Below are 12,075 nucleotides of genomic sequence, written 5' to 3' on the forward strand. Positions count from 1 at the left end.
CCTCGTGTGCTTCAGAAATAACCTTGCTTCTTGCGCTGTTCCATCGCGGCTTCGGAGGCCTGGTCGTCCATCCGGGTCGCGCCGCGCTCGGTGATCTCGGTCACCGCCGTCTCGGCGATGATCTTCTCGACGTCGTCCGCGTCGCTCTCGACCGGGCACGTGCAGGAAATGTCGCCGACCGTGCGGAAGCGCACCTGCGCGAGCTCGCTCGTCTCGCCGTCACGCATCGGCGTGAGCGGCGTGACGGGCACGAGCAGCCCGTTGCGGCGCACGATCTCGCGCTGGTGCGCGTAATAGATCGACGGCAGTTCGAGGTTTTCGCGCGCGATGTACTGCCACACGTCGAGCTCGGTCCAGTTCGAGATCGGGAACACGCGCAGGTGCTCGCCCTTGTGCAGGCGCGCGTTGTACAGGCTCCACAGTTCCGGGCGCTGCGCCTTCGGATCCCACTGGCCGAATTCGTCGCGGAACGAGAAGATGCGTTCCTTCGCACGCGCCTTCTCTTCGTCGCGACGCGCGCCGCCGATCAGCGCCGTGTAGCCGTGCTGCTCGATCGTCTCGAGCAGCGTGACGGCCTGCGCGGCATTGCGCGAATCGGTTTCGCGGCGCAGCACGACCGTACCGCGCTTGATCGAATCCTCGACGTGGCCGACGACCAGCTCGGCGCCGAGTTCTTGCGCGCGGCGATCGCGGAAGTCGATCACTTCTTCGTAGTTGTGGCCCGTGTCGATGTGCACGAGCGGGAACGGCAGCGTCGTCTTGCGGTTCGCGCCGAGGCCGAATGCTTTCAGTGCCAGATGCAGCACGACGACCGAATCCTTGCCGCCCGAGAACAACAGCGCCGGCTTGCTGCATTCGGCGACCAGCTCGCGCAGGATGTGGATCGACTCGGCTTCGAGCCAGTCGAGGTGGCCCATGCGGCTGTCGGCACCGGCGGGCGGGGCAAAGGCGGATTGCTCGAGCGTCGTGCTCATGATTTCAGTCCTTCTCTTCTGGGTTCGTGCCGCCCGCTGTCGCAGGCGGCGCAATATTCAGTTTCTTGTCAGGCTTTCAGTGCGTGGCGCCGGCTTCGGCATCCGCGGGAATCGGCGTGATCGTCGTGATGTGCAGCCCGCATTCCTTCGTATCGCGCGACTCCCACCACCAGCGGCCCGCACGGCTGTCCTCGCCGGGACGGATCGCCCGCGTACACGGCTCGCAGCCGATGCTCGGGTAGCCGCGCGCATGCAGCGGGTTCACCGGCACGTCAAACGCCTTAAGGTACGCCCACACGTCGGCTTCCGTCCAGTCGGCGAGCGGGTTGTACTTCGCGATCCCGCGCGCTTCGTCCTGCTCTTCCTCGTGCAGCTCGGCACGCGTGACCGACTGCTCGCGGCGCTGGCCGGTGACCCATGCGCCGACGTCCGCGAGCGCACGATTCAGCGGCTCGACCTTGCGGATGTGACAGCACGACTTGCGCAGCTCGACGCTCTCGTAGAACGCATTCAGGCCATGCTCGGCGACATACTGGTCGACCGCGTCCTGCTGCGGATGGAACTGCTCGATCTCGTAGCCGTAGCGCTCGCGCACACGGTCGATCATGCCGAGCGTTTCCGCGTGCAGGCGGCCCGTGTTCAGCGAGAAGATGCCAATCCGCACGCCCTTCGACAGGATCGCATGCGTCAGCAGCATGTCTTCCGCCGCGAGGCTGCTCGCGAACTTCACCTTCTCGTGACGGGCGCCGATCTGCGCGAGCAGCGCGTCGAGGCGCTCGACCTTCGCGGCGAGTTCAGGCGTCAGCGCGGTGGCGGTCGCGGTGCTCATGCGCCCACCTTCGCGTCGGGCGTCGCTACGCCTGCCGACGCGGCGCGGCGGCGGAACAACGGCTCGGGCTGGTCGAACGCGCCCTGGTAACGCTGCGTGAATTCCGTGAACGCATTCAGCGCGTCGTGGATGTCCTTGTCGGCGCGCACCGCGTATGCGTCGAAGCCGCAACGCGACATGTACAGCAACTGGTCGCGCAGCACGTCGCCGATCGCGCGCAGTTCGCCCGTCCAGCCATGGCGCTCGCGCAGCAGGCGCGCGATGCTGTAGCCGCGGCCGTCCGCGAAGCGCGGGAAGTCGACCGCGATCAGCGAAATCGCGCCGAAGTCGGCCACGAGATCGGCCGGCTCGCTGTCCGGTGCGAGCCACACGCCGAGCGCGTCCTTCGTCTTCGCGGCGACGAGCGCCGCGCGCTCGGCCTGCCACAATGCGAACGGCACCAGCACCTTGCCGGCCGGCAATGCGTCGACCGCGGGCAGTGCACCGTCTTCCGCCGCGCGCACGACCTGCCATGCATCGTCGATCACTGCGCGGTTCTTGATAATCGAAGCCATCTGCTAATTCCTTCTACCCGGTTGGTTACGCGTTCACTGCCTGGCGCGCCGCATACACGCGCTCCTTGAACGGCGCGATGCCGATGCGATCGTACGTGTCGACGAAGCGCTCGCCGTCGATGCGCGATTCGACGAACGTGTCGATCAGCTTCGCGATCACGTCAGGCACTTCTTCCGCCGAGAACGACGGCCCGATCACGCGGCCGAGGCGCGCGCCGTTCCGGCCCGTGCCCTGCTCGCCGCCGAGCGACACCTGGTACCACTCGGCGCCGTCCTTGTCGACGCCGAGGATGCCGATGTTGCCGACGTGGTGGTGACCGCACGAGTTCATGCAACCGGAAATGTTCAGCGACAGGTCGCCGAGGTCGTACACATAGTCGAGATCGTCGAAACGCTGCTGGATCGCCAGCGCGATCGGGATCGACTTCGCGTTCGCGAGCGAGCAGAAGTCGCCGCCCGGGCACGCGATGATGTCGGTCAGCAGGCCGATGTTCGGCGTCGCGAAACCGGCTGCCTTCGCCTTTTCCCACACGGCAAACAGGTCGCGCTTCTTCACGTTCGCGAGAATCAGGTTCTGCTCGTGCGACACGCGCAACTCGCCGAACGAGTACGCGTCGGCCCAGTCGGCCACCAGATCCATCTGCTGGTCGGTCGCATCGCCCGGTGCGACACGGTGATCCTTCAGCGACAGCGTGACGGCGGCATAGCCGGCCACCTTGTGCGGGGCAACGTTACGCTCGACCCAGCGCGCGAACGCCTTGTTCTCGAGCAGATGCTGTTCAAACGATGCGTCGGTGTCGGCCAGCTTCTCGTAGACGGGCGGCTGGAAGTACTGCGACACGCGATCGACTTCCGCCTGCGTGAGCGTCGACGGGCCGTCCTTCAGGTGCTGCCACTCTTCCTCGACCTGCTGCGCGAACTTCGCGGGCGACAGCGCCTTCACGAGGATCTTGATGCGCGCCTTGTACAGGTTGTCGCGGCGGCCGTAACGGTTGTACACGCGCAGCACGGCTTCGCAGTAGGTGAGCAGGTGCTGCCACGGCAGGTCTTCCTTGATCACCGCGCCGATGATAGGCGTCCGGCCGAGGCCGCCGCCCGCGAGGATGCTCGCGACCACTTCGCCCTGCGCGTTCTTCTTCAGGTACACACCGAGGTCGTGGATCTGCACGGCCGCGCGGTCGTCCTTCGAGCCCGACACCGCGATCTTGAACTTGCGCGGCAGCCATGCGAATTCGGGATGGAACGTCGACCATTGACGCAGGATTTCCGACCACGGACGCGGATCGATCTCTTCGTCCTGCGCGACGCCGGCGAACTGGTCGGCCGTGATGTTGCGGATGCAGTTGCCCGACGTCTGGATACCGTGCATCTGTACCGATGCGAGCTTCGCGAGGATCTCGGGCGTTTCTTCCAGCTTGATCCAGTTGAACTGGATGTTCGAGCGGGTCGAGAAGTGGCCGTAGCCGCGGTCGTGTTCGCGGGCGATGCGCGCCAGCATCCGGAGCTGGTCGCTGCGCAGGTTGCCGTACGGAATCGCGATGCGGTGCATGTACGCGTGGCGCTGCATGTACAGGCCGTTCTGCAGGCGCAGCGGACGGAACTCTTCTTCGCTCAACTCGCCCGACAGCCGGCGGCGCACCTGATCGCGGTACTGCGCGACACGCTCGTCGACGATCGTCTGGTCGTATTGGTCGTACTGATACATTCGGGGACCCCAGGGTTTTCGTGGTGACCGCGCGACGTCCTAGCCACGTCGCGCCCGAATCTCCGTTCCGCCGCTATCGCCGGCCTTCCGCTGCCCGGCTGGATTGCTAATGACGAAAACAGATATCCATATTTGAAAAACTCCGGTGAATCGTAATAAACTCGCCTTATATTTCAAACGACTAAAAAATTCTGTTGATATGCGGAAGGGTTATAAATGAACCTGCACCAATTTCGCTTCGTGCGCGAGGCCGTCCGGCAGAATTTCAACCTCACCGAGGCCGCCAAGGCGCTCTACACGTCGCAACCGGGGGTATCGAAGGCGATCATCGAGCTCGAGGACGAGCTCGGCGTGGAGATCTTCACGCGGCACGGCAAGCGCGTGCGCTCGCTCACCGAGCCGGGCAGGATTATCCTCGCGTCGGTCGAGCGGATTCTTCAGGAGGTTGAAAGCCTTAAAAGGGTCGGGAAGGATTATGCCGCGCAGGATCAGGGCAACCTGACCATCGCCGCGACCCACACGCAGGCCCGCTACTCGCTGCCGGCCGCGATCGCCGAGTTCAAGAAGCGCTTCCCGAAGGTCCATCTGTCGATCCTGCAGGGCAGCCCGACGCAGGTGGCCGAGATGGTGATCCACGACCAGGCCGATCTCGCGATCGCGACCGAGGCGATCTCCAACTACAAGGAACTCGTGTCGCTGCCCTGCTTCCAGTGGCACCACGCGGCCGTCGTGCCGGCCGACCATCCGCTGCTCGAACGCAAGCCGGTCACGCTCGACGACCTCGCGCAGTACCCGCTGATCACGTACGACGATGCGTTCGCGGGACGCAAGAAGATCAACCATGCGTTCGCACTGCGCGGGCTGTCGCCGGACATCGTGCTCGAGGCGATCGACGCCGACGTGATCAAGACCTACGTCGAGCTCGGTCTCGGCGTCGGCATCATGGCCGATATCGCGTTCAATCCCGAGCGTGACCGCAACCTGCGGCTGATCCCGGTCGGCCACCTGTTCGGCAGCAACGTGACGCGCGTCGCGCTCAAGCAGGGCGCCTACCTGCGCAGCTATGTGTATACGCTGGTCGAACTGCTGTCGCCTACGCTGAACCGCAAGCTGATCGAACAGGCGCTCAAGGGCGAATCCGAATCGTACGAACTCTGAGCGGCGTGTATAAACACGGGGGCGCACATCGCGCCCCTTTTTGCTGTCCGACGGAGAATTCCGCATGACGCTTCCCGCCCTCCTGCGCCACGCCGCCGGCGCCGCCCTCGTACTGGCCTGCGCCGCCGCGCATGCCGACCTGAAGGTCGGTGTCGACCTGTCGTCGACCGGCCCGGCCGCCGCGATCGGCATCACGAGCAAGAACGCGATCCTGATGTGGCCGAAGACGATCGCCGGGCAACCGGTGCAGGTGACGGTGCTCGACGATGCGTCCGACCCGGGCACCGCGGTGCGCAACATCCGCAAGCTGGTCGACGAGGATCACGTCGACGTCGTGGTCGGGCCGAACATCACGCCGGCCGCGCTCGCGGCGCTCGATGCGGTGGCCGCCGGGCAGACACCGATGATCACGCTGGTCGGCTCCGGTGCGATCGTCGAGCCGCAGGAAGGCGCGCGGACCTGGGCGTTCAAGATGGCGCAGAGCGACCGCGCGATGGCCGACGTGATGACGCGCCATATGGCGAATCACGGCGTGAAGACGGTCGGCTTCATCGGCTTCGCCGACAGCTACGGCGACAGCTGGCTGAACGAGTTCACGCGCTTCGCGGACCTGCGCAAGATCCGCGTCATCGCGACCGAGCGCTTCAACCGCACCGACGCGAGCGTCACGGGCCAGGCGCTGAAACTGATCGCGGCGAAGCCCGACGCGATCCTGATCGCGGGCTCCGGCACGCCGGCCGTGCTGCCGCAGCGCACGCTGATCGAACGCGGCTACAAGGGCCCGATCTATCAGACGCACGGAATCGCGACGCCGGAATTCATCAAGCTGGGCGGCAAGGACGTCGACGGGACGCTGTTCCCGACCCAGCCGGTGGTCGTCGCGCGCACGCTGCCGGCCGATCATCCGGCCCGCAAGGCCGCACTCGCGTTCGTCGACGCGTACGAGGCGAAGTACGGCGCCGGTACGGTCACGCAGTTCGCGGGCGACGCGGCGGGCGTCTACCCGCGCCTCGCCGACGCGGTCGGCCGCGCGCTGAAGGCCGCGCAGCCCGGCACGCCCGCGTTCCGCGCGGCGCTGCGACGCGAGCTGGAGCGCGCGCACGAGCTCGTCGTGCCGAACGGCGTCGTCAACACGAGCGACAAGGATCATGTGGGACTCGACCAGCGCGCGAGCGTGATGGGGATCGTCAAGCAGGGCCGGTTCGTCTACCTGAGTCAGTGACGAGCACGACCCGCAACCGGGCAGCTTGCCCGGCGGCGGGATTTCGGACATAATCCGCGTTTCGCCGCGCACGATCACATGCGCGGCCAGGATCAAGCCCAGGTGGTGAAATTGGTAGACGCAGGGGACTCAAAATCCCCCGCCGCAAGGCGTGCCGGTTCGATTCCGGCCCTGGGCACCATGACATAGTTCCGGGAAATTCCCGGAAGTCCCAAAACCCGCGACAGCACAAGGCTTCGCGGGTTTTTTCATTCCGGCAAAGTGCCGTGTGGTGCGTAGACAGCCGGGGGCAAGCGGGGGCAACATTGGGGGCAACCCATCCGAAATTGCCTTACCTGTCAGGAGTTGCCCCCGTGCCATTAACCGATACAGCCATCCGGAACGCCAAGCCTGCCGACAAGCCCGTGCGCCTGTTCGACGGAGGCGGCCTTTATCTGGAAATCGCCCCGAGCGGGGGCAAGTGGTGGCGCCTCAAATACCGATTTGGGGGCAAGGAAAAGCGCTACTCGCTCGGCGTCTACCCGGAAGTTACATTGGCGACCGCGCGGAAGAAGCGCGACGAAGCCCGCGAAAAGCTCGCTGCCGGCATCGATCCGGGTGAAGCGAAGAAGGCGGAAAAAAGGGCCAGCCTGCTCGCGGCCGCCCATTCGTTTGAGGTTGTCGCCCGTGGCTGGATGGCCGAGCGCAAGACGACCGTGGAGCCAGCGCAGCATGCCAAGACGCTCGCCCGCATGGAGAACGATGTATTCCCATGGCTCGGCAAGCGCCCTATCGCTGAAATCGACGCCCCGGAGATACTGGCCGTGCTGAAGCGCGTAGACGGGCGTGGAGCCAGATTTACCGCCCATCGCATCCGCAGCGAGATTAGCCGGGTATTCCGCTACGGCATCAAAGAGGGGCACTGCAAGGCCGATCCGGCCCGCGATCTGGTAGATGCAATCCCGCCCGCGCAGACAACACACTTTGCCTCGATCACTGAGCCGGAGAAAGTGGGCGAGATGCTTCGCGCGTTCGACGGCTTCACCGGCACGTTCCCGGTTCTCTGCGCGCTCAAGCTAGCCCCGATGCTGTTCGTTAGGCCGGGCGAGTTGCGGAAGGCAGAATGGGCGCAATTCGACCTCGACAAAGGCGAATGGCGCTATTTCGTCAACAAAACGAAAACGGATCACCTTGTTCCGCTGGCCGCGCAGGCTGTCACGATTTTGCGCGAGCTTCACGCCCTGACTGGCGAAGGCGTCTACGTGTTCCCCGGTGCTCGCGACCGAAATCGGCCGATGAGCGAGGCCGCTATCAATGCAGCCCTTCGTCGGCTCGGCTACGACACTCGCACCGAGATTACGGGTCACGGCTTCCGGGCAATGGCACGGACGATCCTGCATGAAGAGTTGGAGGAAAAGCCGGAAGTGATCGAGCACCAACTAGCGCATACCGTCCCTGACAGCCTTGGGCGGGCGTACAACCGAACAAAATTCATCAAGGCACGACGTTCGATGATGCAACAGTGGGCGGACTACCTCGACAAGCTCAAAGCCGGGGCGGAAATCATCCCGATCGCGGCGGCAAGATAGACCCGTGCCGCCACGCGTATGACCCCCTTGCGGCGCGCCTCCCACCGATTTTTCAGAGTTGGCACCGCACTGTCGGTCCCCTGCATGTCGGTATGAATATGACCCCCCTTAGGCGCGCCGAGAGTAGGAAAAACACGCGGGTGTGAGCCCCCGCGTCTTTGCCCTAGACGCAGGGTCCCCCGCTTTCCGGCCGCCCCGACACTTGCGGCCGGCGCAACAATGCCCGATCGGGGCGCATCGCGGACACCCCCCTCCAAAACACGCTTTTGATGCCCTTCAAATCCCGGAGAGCCGCGCCCCGTCTGGCTTTATGGTCGACGCAGACCGTCGGCGTCTGTCCGCTCAGTGCAAAACGAGTTGGAGATTTGGAGATAAACGCCTGAATCGGCCGCAAAGCCTTGTGGGGTAAGGCTTCGTGTGTCTCCAAACGATTTGGAGAACGCTGGAGATACTGGAGATAAACGAGCCCGGATTGTTACGGTAGCGGCAAGATTCGAGGCAACCGCCCGCCCGGTTCCGTCTGGAGCGGATCGCTCAAAGTAACTTTGACGCACGGGCCAAAAAAAGCCGCGCAAAGGAATGCCCGCCACCGCCCTCCCGGACGGCGGCGGCGTCTTTCACAGTTCGAGCGTGAAGATCGACGGCAGCACGCGATAGACCATGAACTTGCCGTGACCGGGGATGTACTCCTGCCGGTACGGGTAGCCGTCGCTACGCGGCATCAGCACGCCCCGCTTCATCAGTGCCTTGGCGACGATCTTGTGATCGAAGCCTGCGCACACGTCCTTGCGGAACACGGCCGCTTCGATCAGGTATTCCGTCTCGACGCTTTCGGCATCGTCGGCGCTCATCTTGCCGCCGAATTCGGCGTAATACTCGCGATCGGACGCGATGGGCGTGCGGCGCTCGTCGCGCTTCACGTGCTGCTTGAACCCCGCTCGATGCGGCACGTTCGGCCGATGGTCGTCCTGCGCCCGGTTCATCCACACAAAACGGTTGTCGCCGTGTGCGGCGAGGAAATGCTGTACCTGCCGCACGGCTTCGGCCTCGTCCGAATTGCCGGTGCCGCCGCGCAGTTCGAGCCAGCCTTCGAAGCAGCGACGCGCGGCTTCGACCGCTTCGCCCTGCGGCCAGCCGGTCAGTCCGTGCGCCGTCGCCAGCTCGCCGGCCACCGCAACAAGGCAGAACCGCTTCGCCACGCGTGCAACCTGCGAATGCGAGCCGTCCGGCACCCATTGCCCGACCAGCTCGTCGACGCGCATGCGCAGATGCTCGGCCAGCTCGCCGGCCTGCGACGACGCCCACTCGATGAACGCGGGGCCGGCCGTGCCGTAGTGCATGCCGGCGTGCCGCTCTAGATGCTCGATCAACGCGGCCGGCGTCGGGAAGCCGTGCAGTTTCTCCACGACGCCCATTTCGCCAACCTCGGCCGGGATCGCGGGCAAGCGCACCTCGATACCGCCTTTCATGGGCTTGTTGCCCTCGGCCATCAGCGCGGACACGCTCTTTTCGCCGTTCGACAGGAACAGCAGCCGCCACGTGAGCACGGGCTTGGCCGAGCCGCTACGCGACGCGCGGGCCTTGCCCGACTCGTTCGCGAGCATGTAGATCACATCTCCAACCAAGCGCGGCTCGACCTGCCCGATTTCATCGAGGATCAGTAGCGCGTCGCTATGCTGCGTGGCTACGGCTTCGAGGGCGTTGTCGGTTGCCTTCCAGCTCCGCACATAGTCCGGCGAGCCGAACACGGACGCGGCGATGACGCCGCCCGTCGACTTGCCTTTCGACGTCGTGCCGAGCAGGTGGAAGCCGCCCGACTGGAGCCCGGAGAAGTGCAGCAGCGGACCAGCGAAGGCGGTAGCGACGCAGAACAGCAGCCGGCTATTGCCGACGCAGTAGGCCGCGACCTCGCGTTGCCAGTCGTCCAGCGTCCCGCGCTCCTTGAACTGGCTCTGGATGGGCGTGTCGGCCTGATAGATCAACGCCTCTTTGCCCGTGCCAATCACGCGGTCAGGCAGCACGAACGCGCCGTGATGCCAGCCCACGCGCGGCACGCAGCGCACGCGCTCGTCCGGCTGCGCCATCTGCACATAGTTCGCGATCTGCGTGCGGGCGATCTGCGTCACGCCAAGCTTCACACCCATATCGAGCAGCATGCGCCGCAGCTCCGTGCCGTCCCCGGCAAAGAGGCCGGCCGGCACTGCCCACCGTTTCAGGATGCCGTCGCGATCGGTGAATTCGAGCAGGTAGCCCCACTCGCTGTTCATCTCGTTCCGGGTCTCCGCAATCACGTCGATTCGCGTACTGACCCAATGCGGCGGCAGCGGATCGCCCTGATTGTTGAAGCCGTGAAACCACACGCCCTTGTCGTCGACGACGAACCGCGACTTGCCGTCCTGAGCGCGGGCCGTTTTGGGGCGTTTGGCGGGCTTCGCGGTGACTGGGGCGGCCTTGCCCTTGCCGGCATCCGCCGAGCCGGCCGGTGCGAGCGCAGCGCGCACGGCGGCGGCCACCGCATCCGGGCCGACGTGCGCAGCCAGGTCGTTAAAGTCGGTGCCGGCCGCTGGGCGATTCGGACCGAAGTCGGGCACGGCCACGATGCCGGCGACGGCCTCGGCCGCCGCGCGAGCCTTCGTCACGCCCGGATTGCCCTTCGTCGTGTGGTCGTCGTCGGCGCACACGACGATGCGGGTGTCCGGATACTGGCCGCGCAGCGCCGTCGCGACCGCGTGCAGATTGCCGGCGTCGAACGCGACGGCGGCCGGATAGCCCGTCGCGGCCGCGAGCGTGGCGCACGTGGCGTAGCCCTCGCCAATCAGCAGCGTGGACGGCGCGGAAGATAGCGGGCCGCCAATCAGCGAGAAGCAGCCCGCCTTACGGCCGTTCGGCAGATAGCGCTTCTGGCCGTCCGTCAGGACGAACTCCAGCGTCCACAGCTTGCCGTCCGCGTCACGGGCCGGGATGACGAGTGCGCCGTCGCATGCGGCCGTGCCGATGCACAAGCCGCCGCGATAGACGCGCAGCGCGTCGACCGGGATGCGCTTTCGAACAAGATACGGATGATCGGCCGGTGCCGGCTCGGCCGCCGACCAGATCGATTCGGCGAGCGCCGACGCGGCTTGCTGTTTCTCGGTCAGTTCGGCCAGCTCGGCCGCTTCACGTGCCGCGCGCTCGGCTTTCTGCCGCTCGCGCTCCGCTGGATCGACCGGCTTCGCCCGATGCGCGCGCGGATCGAACCCGCCGAGCTTGGCGAGGTGAAACAGCGTGTTGATGGTGATCTTGCCGCCCTTGAACGACTTCCACACATCGCGCGCGTCCTTGCCGTTGTAGTTCTGCGCGCCTTGGCTCCATTCGTTCCAGAGGGCGAAGCCCTCCTCGCCAAACTCGGCCTTGAGCGCCATTCCCGCCTGACTCCACGTGTCGCGGTCGTCGGGCGGAACATAGCCGAGCGCGACTCTCGCCCGCTCGAATTCGGACATGGGTGCGTTACTCATAGGTTCCCACTGGACGCGCGTCGGCAGGCTTCCGATTAGTAGTCCATATCGGGCAAGCAGCTACCCGACGCGCGAAGAATTGAATGATGCGAAGATGCCTAGCGGCGGAGCGTCAGCCGGCCGCGCGAGGCACCGACAGAACCGCACCGCCGGCCGTGACGTCGTTGCTGTAGACGTAGCGGCCGAGCCGCGACTCGCCCGAAGAATTGAATGATGCGAAGATGCCTAGCGGCGGAGCGTCAGCCGGCCGCGCGAGGCACCGACAGAACCGCACCGCCGGCCGTGACGTCGTTGCTGTAGACGTAGCGGCCGAGCCGCGACTCGCCAAGGGCGTCGTTGGCCGCCTCCAGCGCCGCGCCTATCGACGGCAGGGACGCCCGGAACAGGCTCAGCACAAGCCAGTAGTCGTCATCGGACATGGCCTTGTCGGCCGCCCAATGCAGGCTGTCCAGCAGCTCCATGGCGTCACTGATCCGCGTGCCGATGCGGTCGCGGTCGGGGCGGTTCACCTCGGCCACGAAGTGCGACGCGAGCGGTTGCAAGGCATTCTTGTTCGTCTTTGCCATGGCCG

At 65.6% G+C, this 12,075-nt stretch carries 9 protein-coding genes and 1 tRNA gene; 4 read left to right on the top strand and 6 right to left on the bottom strand.

Annotated features, from left to right (window positions below; genetic code table 11):
- Positions 1 to 11: 11 nt before the first annotated feature.
- From cysD to CFB50_RS13705, 4 genes are all read right to left on the bottom strand, one after another.
- A complete protein-coding gene (gene cysD, locus CFB50_RS13690; protein ID WP_059576774.1) occupies positions 12 to 974 on the bottom strand; it encodes a sulfate adenylyltransferase subunit CysD in 963 nt (320 codons plus the stop codon).
- A 76-nt stretch (positions 975 to 1,050) separates the two neighbouring features.
- Entirely contained in the window at positions 1,051 to 1,803 is a 753-nt protein-coding gene (locus CFB50_RS13695) for a phosphoadenylyl-sulfate reductase (protein ID WP_089446237.1), read from the bottom strand.
- A complete protein-coding gene (locus CFB50_RS13700) occupies positions 1,800 to 2,357 on the bottom strand; it encodes a DUF934 domain-containing protein (RefSeq protein ID WP_089446238.1) in 558 nt (185 codons plus the stop codon). The genes CFB50_RS13695 and CFB50_RS13700 overlap by 4 nt, the downstream gene beginning before the upstream one ends.
- Positions 2,358 to 2,382: 25 nt before the next feature.
- Positions 2,383 to 4,062: a nitrite/sulfite reductase gene (locus CFB50_RS13705; protein ID WP_089446239.1), complete on the bottom strand. Its 1,680-nt coding sequence runs from the start codon at positions 4,060 to 4,062 to the stop codon at positions 2,383 to 2,385.
- A 216-nt stretch (positions 4,063 to 4,278) separates the two neighbouring features.
- Here CFB50_RS13705 and CFB50_RS13710 point away from each other — a divergent pair, with 216 nt between their 5' ends.
- From CFB50_RS13710 to CFB50_RS13725, 4 genes are all read left to right on the top strand, one after another.
- Positions 4,279 to 5,220: a CysB family HTH-type transcriptional regulator gene (locus tag CFB50_RS13710; RefSeq protein WP_089446240.1), complete on the top strand. Its 942-nt coding sequence runs from the start codon at positions 4,279 to 4,281 to the stop codon at positions 5,218 to 5,220.
- Positions 5,221 to 5,284: 64 nt separating this feature from the next.
- A complete protein-coding gene (locus CFB50_RS13715) occupies positions 5,285 to 6,442 on the top strand; it encodes an ABC transporter substrate-binding protein (RefSeq protein WP_089446241.1) in 1,158 nt (385 codons plus the stop codon).
- Positions 6,443 to 6,538: 96 nt separating this feature from the next.
- Positions 6,539 to 6,623: transfer RNA gene (locus CFB50_RS13720), tRNA-Leu, on the top strand.
- Positions 6,624 to 6,795: 172 nt separating this feature from the next.
- A complete protein-coding gene (locus CFB50_RS13725) occupies positions 6,796 to 8,010 on the top strand; it encodes a tyrosine-type recombinase/integrase (protein WP_089446242.1) in 1,215 nt (404 codons plus the stop codon).
- 617 nt (positions 8,011 to 8,627) lie between these two features.
- Here CFB50_RS13725 and CFB50_RS13735 read toward each other — a convergent pair.
- Positions 8,628 to 11,489 carry a DUF927 domain-containing protein gene (locus tag CFB50_RS13735; protein WP_179254190.1) on the bottom strand — a complete coding sequence of 954 codons (2,862 nt, stop codon included), beginning with the start codon at positions 11,487 to 11,489 and terminating at the stop codon, positions 8,628 to 8,630.
- 254 nt (positions 11,490 to 11,743) lie between these two features.
- Positions 11,744 to 12,070: a hypothetical protein gene (locus CFB50_RS13740; RefSeq protein ID WP_089446244.1), complete on the bottom strand. Its 327-nt coding sequence runs from the start codon at positions 12,068 to 12,070 to the stop codon at positions 11,744 to 11,746.
- Positions 12,071 to 12,075 lie beyond the last annotated feature (5 nt).

The organism is Burkholderia sp. AU33423 (assembly GCF_002223135.1).
In the GTDB taxonomy this organism is placed as follows: Bacteria; Pseudomonadota; Gammaproteobacteria; order Burkholderiales; family Burkholderiaceae; genus Burkholderia; species Burkholderia lata_D.